Annotated in this window: 13 protein-coding genes, 1 rRNA gene and 1 riboswitch; of the genes, 7 read left to right on the top strand and 7 right to left on the bottom strand. The window is 65.4% G+C overall.

Annotation, left to right across the window (positions count from 1 at the left end):
- Positions 1-59: 59 nt before the first annotated feature.
- Positions 60-524, top strand: a complete 465-nt coding sequence (locus CUJ89_RS18555; RefSeq protein ID WP_114178920.1) for an Lrp/AsnC family transcriptional regulator — start codon at positions 60-62, stop codon at positions 522-524.
- 122 nt (positions 525-646) lie between these two features.
- Here the strand turns inward: CUJ89_RS18555 and CUJ89_RS18550 are convergent, their stop codons facing one another.
- Positions 647-1,561 carry a LysR family transcriptional regulator gene (locus CUJ89_RS18550; RefSeq protein ID WP_114178918.1) on the bottom strand — a complete coding sequence of 305 codons (915 nt, stop codon included), beginning with the start codon at positions 1,559-1,561 and terminating at the stop codon, positions 647-649.
- Positions 1,562-1,700: 139 nt separating this feature from the next.
- On the opposite strand from CUJ89_RS18550, the gene speB reads away from it, so the two are divergent.
- Together speB and CUJ89_RS18540 are read left to right on the top strand one after the other, a co-directional pair.
- Complete coding sequence (speB, locus tag CUJ89_RS18545; protein WP_114178916.1) at positions 1,701-2,657, top strand: agmatinase; 957 nt, start codon at positions 1,701-1,703, stop codon at positions 2,655-2,657.
- 56 nt (positions 2,658-2,713) lie between these two features.
- Positions 2,714-4,039, top strand: a complete 1,326-nt coding sequence (locus CUJ89_RS18540; protein WP_114178914.1) for an MFS transporter — start codon at positions 2,714-2,716, stop codon at positions 4,037-4,039.
- Positions 4,040-4,159: 120 nt separating this feature from the next.
- On the opposite strand, the gene metE is transcribed toward CUJ89_RS18540, so the two are convergent.
- Positions 4,160-6,454: a 5-methyltetrahydropteroyltriglutamate--homocysteine S-methyltransferase gene (metE, locus tag CUJ89_RS18535; RefSeq protein WP_114178912.1), complete on the bottom strand. Its 2,295-nt coding sequence runs from the start codon at positions 6,452-6,454 to the stop codon at positions 4,160-4,162.
- A 127-nt stretch (positions 6,455-6,581) separates the two neighbouring features.
- On the opposite strand from metE, the gene CUJ89_RS18530 reads away from it, so the two are divergent.
- On the top strand, positions 6,582-7,490 hold the full coding sequence (locus CUJ89_RS18530; protein WP_114178910.1) for a LysR family transcriptional regulator: 909 nt from the start codon (positions 6,582-6,584) through the stop codon (positions 7,488-7,490).
- A 22-nt stretch (positions 7,491-7,512) separates the two neighbouring features.
- On the opposite strand, the gene CUJ89_RS18525 is transcribed toward CUJ89_RS18530, so the two are convergent.
- Positions 7,513-8,235: a CbtA family protein gene (locus CUJ89_RS18525; protein ID WP_114178908.1), complete on the bottom strand. Its 723-nt coding sequence runs from the start codon at positions 8,233-8,235 to the stop codon at positions 7,513-7,515.
- 13 nt (positions 8,236-8,248) lie between these two features.
- A complete protein-coding gene (locus CUJ89_RS18520) occupies positions 8,249-8,458 on the bottom strand; it encodes a CbtB domain-containing protein (protein WP_047902386.1) in 210 nt (69 codons plus the stop codon).
- A gap of 39 nt (positions 8,459-8,497) precedes the next feature.
- A riboswitch (cobalamin riboswitch) is annotated at positions 8,498-8,641 on the bottom strand.
- Between the two features lie 47 nt (positions 8,642-8,688).
- Between CUJ89_RS18520 and CUJ89_RS18515 the strand changes: the two genes are divergently transcribed.
- The 3 genes from CUJ89_RS18515 (at position 8,689) to CUJ89_RS18505 (ending at position 12,104) form a co-directional block, all read left to right on the top strand.
- Positions 8,689-9,279 (top strand): histidine phosphatase family protein, encoded by a 591-nt coding sequence (locus CUJ89_RS18515; RefSeq protein WP_114178906.1) that lies wholly within the window; start codon positions 8,689-8,691, stop codon positions 9,277-9,279.
- A gap of 175 nt (positions 9,280-9,454) precedes the next feature.
- Entirely contained in the window at positions 9,455-11,047 is a 1,593-nt protein-coding gene (locus CUJ89_RS18510; protein WP_114178904.1) for an inorganic phosphate transporter, read from the top strand.
- Positions 11,048-11,360: 313 nt separating this feature from the next.
- On the top strand, positions 11,361-12,104 hold the full coding sequence (locus tag CUJ89_RS18505; protein ID WP_114181440.1) for a 2OG-Fe(II) oxygenase: 744 nt from the start codon (positions 11,361-11,363) through the stop codon (positions 12,102-12,104).
- A gap of 275 nt (positions 12,105-12,379) precedes the next feature.
- Here the strand turns inward: CUJ89_RS18505 and CUJ89_RS18500 are convergent, their stop codons facing one another.
- The 3 genes from CUJ89_RS18500 to rrf all read right to left on the bottom strand — a co-directional run bounded on the left by CUJ89_RS18500 (position 12,380) and on the right by rrf (position 14,469).
- A complete protein-coding gene (locus CUJ89_RS18500) occupies positions 12,380-13,804 on the bottom strand; it encodes a DHA2 family efflux MFS transporter permease subunit (RefSeq protein WP_114178902.1) in 1,425 nt (474 codons plus the stop codon).
- A 102-nt stretch (positions 13,805-13,906) separates the two neighbouring features.
- Complete coding sequence (locus CUJ89_RS38015) at positions 13,907-14,065, bottom strand: hypothetical protein (protein WP_161556546.1); 159 nt, start codon at positions 14,063-14,065, stop codon at positions 13,907-13,909.
- Positions 14,066-14,356: 291 nt separating this feature from the next.
- Positions 14,357-14,469, bottom strand: a 5S ribosomal RNA gene (gene rrf, locus CUJ89_RS18495).
- Positions 14,470-14,578 lie beyond the last annotated feature (109 nt).

Genomic DNA, 14,578 nt, shown 5'->3' with positions numbered 1-14,578 from the left:
TTGGCGATTCATAGGGGAATCCGCCACAATCACGAAACCAGAACAAGGATTCCGCCAGCATGACCGAACTCGACAAAACCGATCGCGCGATCCTCGCTGCGGTGCAGCGCGACGGCCGCCTGCCGATCGCGCGTCTCGCCGAGTCCGTCGGCCTGTCCGAGACGCCTTGCGCGCGGCGCCTGAAACGACTCGAAAACGACGGCTACATCGAGCGCTACCGCGCGCAGCTATCGCGCCAGGCGCTCGGCTTCGGCGTCGTCGCGTTCGTACTCGTGCGGTTCGCGACACACGACCGCAAGGTCGCCGACCGGTTCGAACGGGAGGTGCTCGGCATCGAGCGGATCCTGGCGTGCCACAACGTCGCGGGCACGGCCGACTACCTGCTGCAGGTGGTCGCGCGCGATCTCGACGACTACGGCACGTTCCTGCGCGATTCGCTGCGGATGCTGCCGGGCGTCACGTCGATCGAATCCGCGCTGTCGCTGCGCGAGGTCAAGCACGACGGGGGATTGCCGGTGCCGTGATGCCGGCGGGCGGTCACGAGACGGGCGTGCAGCGCTGTTCGGCCCGTCACTTCGACGCGCATCGATGCGGGCAGCGCGCCGTGCCGGCGTAACACTCGGTCACCTTGTCGGCGCCGCCGGCCTTACGCGACGACGTCCGGCGACTGGTGCGCGCGCTCGAGATCCTCGAGAAACGCCTCCACGAGCGCGTTACCGCGACCGTTGCGCGCGACGACCATGTGGAACGTGACGTCGTAGCGCAGGTGCTCCGGATTGAGCGGTGCGAGCAGCCCCTGCGCGACGTACGGCGCCGCGAAGTGCTGCGGCAGGTAGCCGAGGTGATGGCCGGACAGGATCAGCAGCGCGACGGCCTCCATGTTGTCGGCGGTCGCGGTCACGCGGTCGGGCGTCGTCGACATCTGCGCCTCCGGCAGCGGATACGAACGCCATGCCCATTCGAATCCCGCGACGTCGGCCGGCGTCAGCGCGCCGGCGCCGTCGAACAGCGGATGGCCGCGGCCGCAGTACGCGATCTGGCGCTCGATGAACAGCGGCGTGTAATGCAGCGACGGCACACGGTGCCAGAAGTAGCCGACCGCGATCTGGATCTCGTCGCTCAGCAGCTTCTCCTCGAGGTCGCCGGGCGCGCGCACGGAGATCGAGAAGCGCACGGCCTCGTCGCGCGTGCGAAACGCGGCGATCGCCTCGGCGATCCGCGCGTTCTGGCTCACCGGCGTATGGCCGATCAGGCCGATGTTCAGCGTGCCGACCAGTTGGCGATCCATATGCCGCGCGGCCATCCCGAACTCGTCGAGCGCCGCGAGCAGCTTGCGGCTCATCGTATGGAACCGTTCGCCCTTCGGCGTGAGCCGGAAGCCGCTGCGGCCGCGCTCGCAGAGCCGGTAGCCGAGCCGCGTCTCGAGCGACGACAACTGCGCGCTGATCGTCGACTGCCCGACGTTCAGCACGGCCTGCGCGGCCGATACGCCGCCCGCTTCCGTGACCGCGAGAAACACGCGGATCAGGCGCAGGTCGAGAGTCGACAGATTCCCCAGCACGCTCTTCCCCTTCCATACATCGATGAAAATCGATGTTTACGTCGATATCTTCGCATTCTTCTTTGCCGGCAGAGCGCGTAAAACTGTGCGCCAGGCCGAGTCGCATGATACGGCAACCCCACATCGGAAGAGACGCCCCATGAACAACCCCACCCATTTCCAGCCGCTCGGCGGCAATGAAATGCCGCGCTGCGGCGGCATCGCGACGATGATGCGCCTGCCGCACGTGGCGACCGCCGAAGGTCTCGACGCGTGCTTCGTCGGCGTGCCGTTCGACCTCGGCACGTCCAACCGCACCGGCGCACGCTTCGGCCCGCGCCAGATCCGCACCGAATCCGTGCTGCTGCGCCCGTACAACATGGCCACGCGCGCCGCACCGTTCGATTCGCTGCAGATCGCCGACATCGGCGACGTCGCGATCAATCCCTATAACCTGCACGATTCCATCGCGCGTATCGAAGCCGCGTACGACGCGATCCTCGAGCACGACTGCAAGCCGATCACGCTCGGCGGCGACCATACGATCGCGCTGCCGATCCTGCGCGCGATCCACCGCAAGCACGGCAAGGTTGCATTGATCCACGTCGATGCACACGCCGACGTGAACGATACGATGATGGGCGAAAAGATCGCGCACGGCACGCCGTTCCGCCGCGCGGTCGAGGAAGGCCTGCTGCACGGCGACAAGGTCACGCAGATCGGCCTGCGCGGCACGGGTTACGCCGCCGAGGATTTCGACTGGTGCCGCGAGCAGGGCTTCCGCGTCGTCCAGGCCGAGGAATGCTGGAACAAGTCGCTCGCGCCGCTGATGGAAGAAGTGCGCGCCCGCGTCGGCGACACGCCCGTCTACATCAGCTTCGATATCGACGGCATCGATCCGGCCTACGCGCCGGGTACGGGCACGCCGGAAATCGCGGGCCTCACGGTGCCGCAGGCGCTCGAGATCATCCGCGGCGCGAAGGGCTTGAACATCGTCGGTTGCGACCTCGTCGAAGTCGCGCCGCCGTACGACCCGTTCGGCACCACGGCGCTGCTCGGCGCGAACCTCGCGTACGAGCTGCTGTGCGTGCTGCCGGGCGTCGCGTACCGCGACTGATCCCCGCAAGACACGACACATTCCAAATCAAAGGATTCCAGAGGAGCAAACAAAGGATGGGGACTTCCGTCAAACAACCGAAGCGGGCGGCGCTCGCGTCGTTCGTCGGCACCACGATCGAGTGGTACGACTTCTATAGCTACGCGACCGCCGCGGCCATCGTGTTCGGGCCGCTGTTCTTTCCCGGCGAAAACCGCTTCGTCAGCCTGCTCGCGTCGTTCGGCTCGTTCGCGGTCGGCTTCTTCGCGCGGCCGCTCGGCGGCGTGATGTTCGGCTACCTCGGCGACCGCTTCGGCCGCAAGCGCTCGCTGCTAGCGACGCTGATACTGATGGCCGTGTCGACGGTCGCGATCGGCCTGCTGCCGACCTATGCGCAGGCGGGCATGCTCGCCCCAGTCCTGCTCGTGCTGATGCGCGTGCTGCAGGGCATCGCGGTCGGCGGCGAATGGGGCGGTGCGGTCCTGCTCGCGGGCGAACATGCGCCCGAAGGCAAGCGCACGTTCTTCGCGTCGTTCGCACAGCTCGGCAGCGCGAGCGGCCTGATCCTGTCGATGCTCGCGTTCGGCGCGATCAGCACGTTGTCGAAGGACGACATGATGAGCTGGGGCTGGCGCGTGCCGTTCCTCGCGAGCGCCGTGCTGCTGGTGGTCGGCTTCGTGATCCGCGCGAGCGTGTCCGAGTCGCCCGAGTTCGAGGAAATCAGGAAGAGCGGCAATACCGCGCGCAATCCGGTGCGCGAAGCGCTCAAGTACTGGCCGCTGCTGCTGCTCGCGATCGGCGCGAACGTGTACGGCATCGCCGGCGTGTATTTCAGCAACATCTTCATGATCAGCTATGCGACGCAGTTCCTGTCGCTCGACCGGTCGATGGTGCTGCATTGCATGACGATCGTCGCGGTGCTGCAGTTCGCCGTGCAGCTCGCGGCCGCGTTCCTTGCGCAGCGCTTCGGCACGACGCGCGTGCTGCTGATCACCGGCGCATGGGCCGCGATCGTCCCGTTCGTGATGCTGCCGCTCGTGCACATGGGCACGCCGCTGTCGATCACGGTCGGCGTCGGCCTCGCGACGCTCGCGGAATCGGGCTACTACTCGGTGGTCGCGGGCTTCGTCAGCGGCATCTTCATCGCGCGCATCCGCTATACCGCGATCTCGATCGCATACCAGGTGTGCGGCGCGCTCGCCGGCGGCCTCACGCCGCTCGTCGCGACCATCATCGCGCAGAACACCACGCCGCAATGGTGGCCGCTCGCGATCCAGTACACGAGTGCCGCCGTGCTGTCGTCGCTGTGCGTGTGGCTGATCTCGCGCCGCGTCAGCATCGACGATGCAGGCTCGGCCAGCAAGATGGACGAAGTGCTGCCGCACGCTGCGCGCACCGCGTAACGCCGCCGCAACGGGCGGGCGGCTTCGCCTGCCCGGTTCTTGCGCAAACCCGGGCGGCCGTCAGGCCGCCCTTTTCACTTCCCGATCCGCGCCGCTGCGCACCGTGCCAGGATGCCCGCGTTATTGCGCCGCGCTGCGCAGCGTCTTCGCGGCGGCGACCATGTTCGTCAGCGCCGGAATCACTTCCGCCCACTGGCGCGTCTTCAGGCCGCAGTCCGGGTTCACCCACAGGCGTTCCGCCGGAATCCGCTCAGCCGCCCTCTTCATCAGGCCGACGATGTGATCCTGCGTCGGGATGTTCGGCGAGTGGATGTCGTACACGCCGGGCCCGATCTCGTTCGGATACTTGAAGTCGTCGAACGCGTCGAGCAGCTCCATGTCCGAGCGCGACGTCTCGATCGTGATCACGTCCGCGTCCATGTCGGCGATCGACGCGATGATGTCGTTGAACTCCGAATAGCACATGTGCGTGTGGATCTGCGTATCGTCCTGCACGCCGTTCGCGGTGATGCGGAACGATTCGACCGCCCACTTCAGGTACGCGCTCCATTGCGCGCGGCGCAGCGGCAGCCCTTCGCGCAGCGCAGCCTCGTCGATCTGGATCACGCGCACGCCGGCCTTCTCGAGGTCGAGCACTTCCTCGCGGATCGCAAGCGCAAGCTGGTAGCACGACACCGAACGCGGCTGGTCGTCGCGGACGAACGACCAGTTCAGGATCGTCACGGGGCCGGTCAGCATGCCCTTCATCGGCTTGTTCGTCAGCGACTGCGCATACGCGATCCATTCGACGGTCATCGCCTTCGGGCGGCTGATGTCGCCGAACAGGATCGGCGGCTTCACGCAGCGCGAACCGTACGACTGCACCCAGCCGAACTGGCTGAATGCGTAGCCGTCGAGCTGCTCGCCGAAGTATTCGACCATGTCGTTGCGCTCGGCTTCGCCGTGCACGAGCACGTCGAGCTCGAGCGATTCCTGTTCGCGGACGCTGCGTTCGATCTCGGCCTGCATCGCCGTGCGGTAGCGCGCTTCGTCCAGCGCGCCGGCCTTGAACTGGCTGCGTGCCTGGCGGATTTCGGCGGTCTGCGGGAACGAGCCGATCGTCGTCGTCGGGAATGCCGGCAGGTTCAGTCGCGCCGACTGCTTCGGCGCACGCTGCGTGTACGGGCTCGCGCGGTTGCCGAGCTGCGCGTCGATACGCGCGATCGCGGCCTTCACCGCCGGGTTGTTCACGCGCAGCGACTGGCGGCGCGACGTGATCGCCGCGGCGTTCGCGGCAAGCGCATCGGCCACCGTGTCGCGGCCTTCGTTCAGCGCGGTCGCGAGCACCTTCAGCTCGTCGAGCTTCTGCAGCGCGAACGCGAGCCACGAACGGATTTCCGCATCGAGCGTCTCCTCGCTCGCGAGATCGACCGGCACGTGCAGCAGCGAGCACGACGGCGCGAGCCACAGGCGATCGCCGAGCTGCTTCGCGAGCGGTTCGAGCCAGTCGAGCGTCGCGTTCAGGTCCGTCTTCCAGATGTTGCGGCCGTTGATCGCGCCAACCGACAGCACGCGCTCGGCCGGCAGTTCGCGCACCAGTGCGTCGACTTCGTCGCTGGCGTTGATCGCGTCGATGTGCAGCCCGTCGACGGGCAGCGAGGCCGCAAGCGTCAGGTTGTCCTGAAGCTGGCCGAAGTACGTCGCGAGCAGCAGCTTGATGCGGCGCGTCTCCAGCGCCGCATAGGCGGTGCGGAATGCCTGGCGCCATTCGGCATCCAGTTCGGTGACGAGAATCGGCTCGTCGATCTGCATCCACTCGACGCCTTGCGCCGTCAGCGTATCGAGCAGCGCGCCGTACACCGGCAGCAGCTTCGGCAGCAACGCGAGACGGTCCGAATCGTCCTTCGACTTGCCGAGCCACAGGTACGTGACGGGACCGAGGATCACCGGCTTCGCGGCCAGGCCCTGCGCCCGGGCTTCCGCCAGTTGCTGGAGCAGGCGCGACGGATCGAGCGAGAAGTTCGTGTCCGCGTGGAATTCCGGCACGATGTAGTGATAGTTCGTGTCGAACCACTTCGTCATTTCACCGGCAGCGACGCCACCGCAACACGTTGCATGCTCTTCCGCCGACTGCGCCGAACGGCCGCGCGCGACGCGGAAATAGTTGTCGAGCACGTCGCCATGAAAGCCCTGCACGCGCTTCGGCAGGTTGCCGAGCGTGAAGCTCATGTCGAGCACCTGGTCGTAGAACGCGAAATCGCCGATCGGTGCCAGACCCAGATCACGCTGGTCGCTCCAGTGACGCTGGCGCAGCTCGGCGCCCAGCGCCTTCAGCTCGTCGCGCGACGATTCGCCTTTCCAGTAGCGTTCGAGACCGAACTTGAGTTCGCGCTTTGCGCCGATGCGCGGAAAACCGAGGTTGTGTGTGCTGACCATGAAGCTGCCGTCCAGAAGAAATAGAAGATCCGGCAGCCATGATAGGGATTTCAACTCATGAAATATAATGGCATTATTTCATTCATCCATTAAATTCATTCATGCATCTGTTGCGCGAGCGAACTCCATGCTGGAACGTTTCCATCTCGTCGTCATTCGTGAAGTCGAGCGCCAGGGCTCGCTGACTGCGGCCGCCAATGCGCTGCACCTCACGCAATCGGCGCTCAGCCACACCGTCAGGAAAATCGAGCAGCAGCTCGGCACGCCGATCTGGGATCGGGAAGGTCGCGGCCTGCGGCTCACGCAGGGCGGGCAATATCTGCTGAAGCTGGCGAACCGGCTGCTGCCGCAGTTCGAGCTCGCCGAGGAGCGGATGAAGCAGTACGCGAAGGGCGAGCGCGGCACGCTGCGCATCGGGATGGAATGCCACCCGTGCTACCAGTGGCTGCTCAAGGTCGTGTCGCCGTACTTGTCGCGCTGGCCCGACGTCGACGTGGACGTGAAGCAGCGCTTCCAGTTCGGCGGCATCGGCGCGCTGTTCGGCCATGACATCGACGTGCTCGTGACGCCCGATCCGCTGAACAAGCCGGGCCTGCGCTTCGACCCCGTGTTCGACTACGAGCAGGTACTGGTGGTCGCCGATGACCACCGGTTCGCGAGCGCCGACTACGTGACGCCCGAGCAGCTGACAGACGAGATCCTGATCACCTACCCGGTCGAAATCGACCGGCTCGACATCTACAACCAGTTCCTGACACCGGCCGGCATCGTGCCGAGGCGGCACAAGTCGATCGAGACGACCGACATCATGCTGCAGATGGTCGCGAGCGGGCGCGGCGTGGCCGCGCTGCCGAGATGGCTCGCCGACGAATACGCGGACCGGATGCCGGTCGTGCCGGTCAAGCTCGGCAAGAAAGGGATCGCGAAGCAGATCTTCCTCGGCATCCGCGACGCGGACGCGTCGGTCGACTATCTAGCCGCGTTCGTCGCGCTTGCGCGCGAATCGACGTGGAGCGCGCCACGCATGCTGCGATAGACCCGCCCGCTTGCAATACGCGTCAGGCGGCGCGCATGCCGCTGCGTTCGCCGCGCTCGACCCATGCGCCGAACAGCAGGCCGATCGTCGTCCACATGATCACCTGCATGCCGATCGCCGCGGCGCGGAACTTCCACAGCACGACGGCCGGGAAGGCAGCCGGCACTTCGTCGATCGACGGCAGCCCGAGTTGCACGGCTGCAATGATCGCGATAAACACGAGCCCCGCGACGATCGACGCGTTCCATTGGCCGAGCTTCGCCAGCAGATGGCGGCGCACGCTGACCGAGAACACCATCGTCGCGATCGAGATCGCGATCATCAGGAAGAACAGGCCAGTGCGATAGCCGATCGTGTCGGGATCGCCGACCGACGGAGGATTAGCCGGGTACTTGATGTTCGGCACGATCACGAGCGCGATGAACGCCGCCAGCGCGAGCCACGCGGCCAGCGGTCGTGCCGGCAGGCGGCCGCCTCGCCCGTAGGCGAACGCAAAGACCAGCGAGAACAGCCCGCCGAATGCCGCGCCATAGGTCACGACGCCCGTCAGCAGGCCGAGGCCGGCCTGCGTGTGGCGGCTGACCAGCTCGGGCTCAGGTGCGTCGCCCGTGGCGGCATCGCCCTTTTCTTCAAAGGAAATCGCCTGATCGACTTGCGGTTCGCCGACGATTTTCGCGAAACCGAACGTGAGAAGGCCTGCGGCGATGCCTGCGAGCATCCCGCGCATGAGCAGCTTTCCGACCATCGTGATCTCCGCGTCAGTGGCAGGGAAAGCCGAGCAGATGGCGGCCGTCGTGGACGAATTCGTGCACATACATGCCCGGCACGAGCGACGTCGCGCCTTGTTCCGCGCCGACGAAATAGAGTGCGAGCAGCAGGATCAGGCCGACGAACACGGCCCACGGCAACAGTTCACGGACGGGGATGGGCGCCGGCACGACGACCGGCTTCAGCACTGCTTCGCTCATGGATGCACCTCAGGGGAATCGCGCCCCGACAAATGACAAACGATGGATGGGTACGAAGGCAGGTCTGGCTTCCGGGATCGAGGACTTCCCGGTTACAGTGGCGCGACCGCGCCGGGATTGCACCGGCTTCCGCGCTTCGTATCGGGCGAATTGTACGCGTGAACGTCCGCGTATTGAAGTGAAGGCCCGCGGACGACCGCACCCCCGCCCCGAGCCACCCCGAAACCGACATGAACATGCATGCCTCGCTGCGCCTGATTGCACACGCATCGACCCGGGCGATGCGCACCGGCACGTTTCCCGACGACGATCCGCTCGACGCCCACGGGCTCGCCGAAGCCGCCGCGCTGCGCGACCGGTGGGCAAACGTCGCCGGCCCGCTCGTACTGTGCAGCCCCGCACGCTGCGCGCGGCAGACCGCCGATGCGCTCGAACTACGCGCCGAAATTGACGACGCGCTGCGAGACATCGACTACGGAAACTGGCGCGGCAAGCGGCTGCACGACCTCGCGCGCGACCTGCCGGACGAACTTGGCGCATGGATCGGCGACCCGTCCGCGTCGCCGCATCGCGGCGAATCGTTCGACGCTGCCGTTCGTCGCGTCGGTGCATGGTTGAACGCGCTGCCGCCCGGTCGCGACATCGTCGCGATCACGCATGCGGCGATCGTTCGCGCGGCCGTCGCGCACGTGCTGCGGATGGCTCCCGACGCCGCGACTCGCATCGACGTCGCGCCGCTGTCGTGCACGACGTTCGTCGTATCGCCGGACGGCTGGACGTTGATCGCGACGGACGACGATCGGCGCGACATCGATGCGTAAGTCCCTGTCGTGTTCACTATGTGGACGACGCTGCGCGCCGGCGTCACGCGTCGCAATCGCATGCCGCCGCTCACCTTGCATCCTTGTAAGACACACGGTTCGTCATCCCGACTGTCATCAAACTGACGGCTAGCCGAAGCTAGGATCAGACGCGATTCCCTTACGAGATGCCCTCATGAATCAACCTGCTTCGTCCACCCCGAACAATCCGGGCTCCGTCGAACGCACCCGCCAGGTCGGCTATGCCGTCTTCCTGCTGGTGCTCGCGATCGGCGCCGTCTATATCGCCACACACCTGATCGCCGATCTGTCGCCGGTCCGCGAAGGGTCGCTGTTCCCGTACCTGATGCTCGGCGCCGCGCTGCTGATCGCGCTCGGCTTCGAATTCGTCAACGGTTTCCACGACACCGCGAACGCGGTCGCCACCGTGATCTATACGCACTCGCTGACGCCGAACGTCGCGGTGATCTGGTCCGGCATGTGGAACTTCCTCGGTGTGATGGTCTCGAGCGGGGCCGTCGCGTTCGGCATCCTGCAGTTGCTGCCGGTCGAGCTGATCCTGCAGGTCGGCAGCGGCTCGGGCTTCGCGATGGTGTTCGCGCTGCTGATCGCCGCGATCGTCTGGAACCTCGCGACCTGGTATTTCGGGTTGCCGTCGTCGAGCTCGCATACGCTGATCGGGTCGATCATCGGCGTCGGGCTGATGAACCAGCTGATGCACGGGCCGTCCGGCACGAGCGGCGTCGACTGGGGCCAGGCGCTCGGCGTCGGCAAGTCGCTGCTGTTCTCGCCGATCGTCGGCTTCCTGTGCGCGTCGCTGCTGCTGCTCGTACTGAAGTCCGTCGTGCGGATTCCGGCGCTGTACAAGGAGCCGCCGAAAGATCAGCCGCCGCCGTTCTGGATTCGCTGCCTGCTGATCCTGACCTGCACGGGCGTGTCGTTCGCGCACGGTTCGAACGACGGGCAGAAAGGGATGGGCCTCATCATGCTGATCCTGATCGGCACGGTGCCGACCGCGTATGCACTGAACAAGGCCGTCACGCCGGCCGAATCGCAGACCTTCGTCGCAGTCGCGAACCAGGCGGCTGCGACGTTCGGGAAATACACGAACGGCGTCGCACCGTCCGCGAACCCGCGCGCCGACGTCGAGCACTACGTGCAGCATCGTGAACTGACACCCGCCGTGCTGCCCGCCGTACAGCAATTGTCCGCGTCGCTCGCGACCGCGGTCGGCGCGTCGGGCTCGATGGCGGCCGTGCCGCAACGCGATATCGACAACGTGCGCAACACGATGTATCTGGTGTCCGAAGCAATTCGCCTGATCGAGAAGTCGGGGCAGCCTGCGTTCGCCGCCGACGACAAGCTCGCGATCGACAACTATCGCAAGCAGCTCGACCACGCGACCAAGTTCATTCCGACCTGGGTGAAGGTCGCCGTCGCGATCGCACTGGGCCTCGGCACGATGGTCGGCTGGAAACGGATCGTCGTGACCGTCGGCGAGAAAATCGGCAAGCAGCATTTGACGTACGGACAGGGCGCGTCGGCCGAACTCGTCGCGATGCTGACGATCGGCGCCGCCGACATGTACGGACTGCCCGTGTCGACGACACACGTGCTGTCATCGGGCGTCGCGGGCACGATGGCGGCGAACGGATCCGGGTTGCAATGGAGCACCGTGCGCAGCCTCGTGCTCGCATGGGTGCTGACGCTGCCGGCGTCGATCGCGCTTGCGGGCGGGCTCTACTGGTTGTTCCGGTCGCTGGCCTGATCGGGAACGCAACAGGTGGCCGGTGAGAGCCGGCCGCCTGCCGTGGAAGGTTCGCCCCTCGCTTCTCCGCTTCTCCGCTTCTCCGCTTCTCCGCTTCTCCGCTCCGACACGTCGCCGCATTCGGTGTGTCCGTGCCCCATCACAAGCTTTTCCCCTCTTCCTTTTCCGAATTAGAGCGCAAGATTTGGAGCGCGCCGGCATACGGACGTCGCTAGACTGGGTTCATCAACTTTCATCGTGGATTCAACCGTGCGCGCAACGCTTCCGGAGCATTCCGCACGGCGCCACATTGCTGACGAACCGAGGTACGCCCGTGAACATTGCCGATCTGCAACCTGCCGTCGAATCGCTGGACCTCGCGCAACGTGTCGACGCAATCGACTGGACGACCGTCGATGCCGAACTCGATCGCTACGGATGCGCGCGTGTGCCGGGCCTGATCTCGGCGAGCGAGTGCGACGGGCTCGCATCGCTCTATCCGCGGGATGCGCTCTATCGTTCGCGCGTCGTGATGGCGCGGCACGGATTCGGGCGCGGCGAATACAAGTATTTCGCGTACCCGCTGCCTGCGGTCGTCGCCGAACTGCGCACGACGATCTACCCGCATCTCGCGCCGATCGCGAATCGCTGGAACAAGGCGCTCGGAATCGACGTCCGCTATCCGAAAGACCAGGCGACATTCCTCGATCGCTGCCACGCAGCGGGACAGACACGACCGACGCCGCTGATCCTTCAATACGGTCCCGACGACTACAACTGCCTCCATCAGGACCTGTATGGCGAACACGTCTTTCCGCTCCAGGTCGCGATCCTGCTGTCGGCGCCAGGACGCGATTTCACGGGAGGGGAGTTCGTGTTGACGGAACAGCGGCCACGCATGCAATCGCGTGCGGAAGTGGTGCCGCTGACGCAAGGCGACGCAGTGATCTTCGCCGTGCACGGCAGGCCCGTGCAGGGAACGCGCGGCGTCTATCGCGTCAACCTGCGCCACGGCGTAAGCCGGATCCGAAGCGGTCACCGCCACACGGTCGGCATCATCTTCCATGACGCACAGTGACGGCAATCGGAACGGGCGCGACGCTGCCGTGCCGTTCGTCACACGGATGGGTTCGCGCAGGGAGCACCGCGCGTCTGTCGCGCCAATCGCGCCTCACCGCTCGGGGGACGCTGCGACCGGACATCGCCGCCCGGACCGCTCACTCGTCCACCGTGACAGATGACAGATTTCGTTGCTGTCCGGCCATCGCAGCCATGACGGATCGACGTTTCAAGTGAGCGACAGGAAACGAAAACACTCACCTGTTGCTACGCAAAGGCGATTGGCGGTCTGGCCTACCCTCGCGCCATATTCGCCCGCAGCCGGTCGCCCGCATCGGAGGCCAGCCGTGCGTAGCCCGGCAACGTCAGCAATGCGAGCACGCCTGCAGCGACGAACGCCCAGCGGAAATCGTCGAGTACATAATGCATGCCGGCCGCATCGCCACGCACCAGCGCCGCGAGCCGCAGCGACAACGCACCGAACGCGATCCCCATCCCGATCGTCATCTGCTGCGCAGCGCTCCACAACGTGCTGGCCGCGCTCGTCTGCTGAGCCGGGATATCCGCATAGGCCAGCGTCGCGAGCGTCGTGAACTGCATCGACCGCGTCAGCCCGTAGACGAATACGACGAGCAGCGTGATCGTCAGTGGCGTCGATGCAGTCAGCCATCCGCACGCGATCGTGAAGATGCCGACGATCGTCACGTCCACGAGCGCGACGCGCCGGAAACCGAAGCGGTCGAGAATCCACGACGTTCCCGCCTTCATGCCGAGATTGCCGAGCGCGCTCGCGAGCAGCAGCAGGCCGGACTGGAACGGCGACAGCCCGAAGCCGATCTGGAACAGCAGCGGCAGCAGGTACGGCACGGCGTTGATCGCCATCCGCGTGATCGAGCCGGTGATCACCGTCACCGAGAACGTCGGCACCTTCAGCGTCGTGAAATCAAGCAGCGGATGCGCGCAACGTCGCGCATGCAACCACGCGGCCATGCCGAACAGCACGCTCGCGCCGACCAGAACGGCCGCACGCGTGAAGTGCACGTCCTGCTGGCCGGCCGCTTCGGTGCCGATCAGCAGACAAGTCAATGCGCCACCGGCCAGCACGAAGCCGACCCAGTCGAGCGGCCGTTGCTCGTCTGCCCGCGTGTTGCGGACGATCAGCCAGGTACAGACGAGCGCGGCTATGCCGAACGGGACGTTCAGCAGGAAGATCCATCGCCATGACGCGTAGGTCGTGATGAAGCCGCCGATCGGCGGCCCGACGACGGGCGCGACGATGCCCGGCCACGTAATCGTCGCGATCGCACGCATCAGCCTCGCCTTCTCGGTGCTGCGCACGACGATCATCCGCCCGACCGGCACCATCATCGCCCCGCCGACGCCCTGCAGCAGGCGCGCAGCCGTGAACGTCACGACGCCATCGGACAGCCCGCACAGCACCGACGCGCCGGTAAAGACGACGATTGCACTGGCGAACACCGTGCGCGATCCATAGCGATCCGCGATCCAGCCGCTGATCGGGATGAACACCGCAAGCGCAAGCATGTAGGCCGTCATCCCGAGGCTCAGCGCGTTCGGCCCGACGCCGAACGAGCGCGCCATTTGCGGTAGCGCGGTCGCAATCACGGTCGTGTCGAGGTACTCCATGAAGAACGTTGCGGCGACGAGATACGGCAAGAAGTCGGTCGTCCGACCACCTTGGGCGGAGTTGTCAGTCATGAACGATGCAGGAGACGGAATGCGGAAGGCACCGACCGCCAGCGGCTGCAAACAAGCGCCGGTGATCGGGACGAATGGCGATATTACCCCGAAGGGCTGGCTTTACGCTCTGTCGCGCATGTCGCGCGAATGCACTTTATGCGCATAGATTTCTGTGATGATTTCGTGCTGCATTTGCCGCTTGATGCCCACGATCAGGTCGACGTGAAGCGTCAAAGGATGGGTAAATGAAGCCGGCGGTTTTTCGTCGGAACGCGCCATTTATCGATCATTGTCGATGAACGTCGCTCATCATCATCCATCACAACGTCATCTTTGGACGCATCGACATTTGCCGGGCGCTGACGGGGCGGATTGATGTGGTGTGTAGAGGAAGGTGACTGAAGATTTCAGTGCTGCAGAACTGCGGATCGCTCGCGAACGGCAGGTGCCTGAATCGACGTCTTCAGCGCCCCGGATCCCGCCGCGCAGCCTCTCCGCTGCCCGGCTACCATTTCGACCGCTGAAATGCAAAAACCCCCGCCTTTCGGGCGGGGGTTTCTGGCTTAGGGAGCCTGACGATTACCTACTTTCACACGGGAACCCGCACTATCATCGGCGTAGAGTCGTTTCACGGTCCTGTTCGGGATGGGAAGGGGTGGGGCCGACTCGCTATGGTCATCAGGCAAAGAGGGTTGTCGCGTTGCTTCGCAGCGCGACCAATCTTGGAAGAAGCAGTAATTAGGTTGTGTGTATCACACACGAGAATCCAACCAGTCTCTCGGATGGCAGCCC

Origin of the sequence: Burkholderia pyrrocinia (genome assembly GCF_003330765.1) — a bacterium.
In the GTDB taxonomy this organism is placed as follows: Bacteria; Pseudomonadota; Gammaproteobacteria; order Burkholderiales; family Burkholderiaceae; genus Burkholderia; species Burkholderia pyrrocinia_B.
This window is presented reverse-complemented; position numbering and strand designations above follow the sequence as displayed.

What these genes read in the sequence shown, in the direction of transcription:
- CUJ89_RS18525 (WP_114178908.1), bottom strand. Translation starts at nt 8,235, where the DNA reads ATGGTCGGAAAGCTGCTCATGCGCGGGATGCTCGCAGGCATCGCCGCA.
- metE (WP_114178912.1), bottom strand. Translation starts at nt 6,454, where the DNA reads ATGGTCAGCACACACAACCTCGGTTTTCCGCGCATCGGCGCAAAGCGC.
- CUJ89_RS18515 (WP_114178906.1), top strand. Translation starts at nt 8,689, where the DNA reads ATGAACATGCATGCCTCGCTGCGCCTGATTGCACACGCATCGACCCGG.
- CUJ89_RS38015 (WP_161556546.1), bottom strand. Translation starts at nt 14,065, where the DNA reads ATGGCGCGTTCCGACGAAAAACCGCCGGCTTCATTTACCCATCCTTTG.
- CUJ89_RS18500 (WP_114178902.1), bottom strand. Translation starts at nt 13,804, where the DNA reads ATGACTGACAACTCCGCCCAAGGTGGTCGGACGACCGACTTCTTGCCG.
- CUJ89_RS18510 (WP_114178904.1), top strand. Translation starts at nt 9,455, where the DNA reads ATGAATCAACCTGCTTCGTCCACCCCGAACAATCCGGGCTCCGTCGAA.
- CUJ89_RS18540 (WP_114178914.1), top strand. Translation starts at nt 2,714, where the DNA reads ATGGGGACTTCCGTCAAACAACCGAAGCGGGCGGCGCTCGCGTCGTTC.
- speB (WP_114178916.1), top strand. Translation starts at nt 1,701, where the DNA reads ATGAACAACCCCACCCATTTCCAGCCGCTCGGCGGCAATGAAATGCCG.
- CUJ89_RS18555 (WP_114178920.1), top strand. Translation starts at nt 60, where the DNA reads ATGACCGAACTCGACAAAACCGATCGCGCGATCCTCGCTGCGGTGCAG.
- CUJ89_RS18520 (WP_047902386.1), bottom strand. Translation starts at nt 8,458, where the DNA reads ATGAGCGAAGCAGTGCTGAAGCCGGTCGTCGTGCCGGCGCCCATCCCC.
- CUJ89_RS18530 (WP_114178910.1), top strand. Translation starts at nt 6,582, where the DNA reads ATGCTGGAACGTTTCCATCTCGTCGTCATTCGTGAAGTCGAGCGCCAG.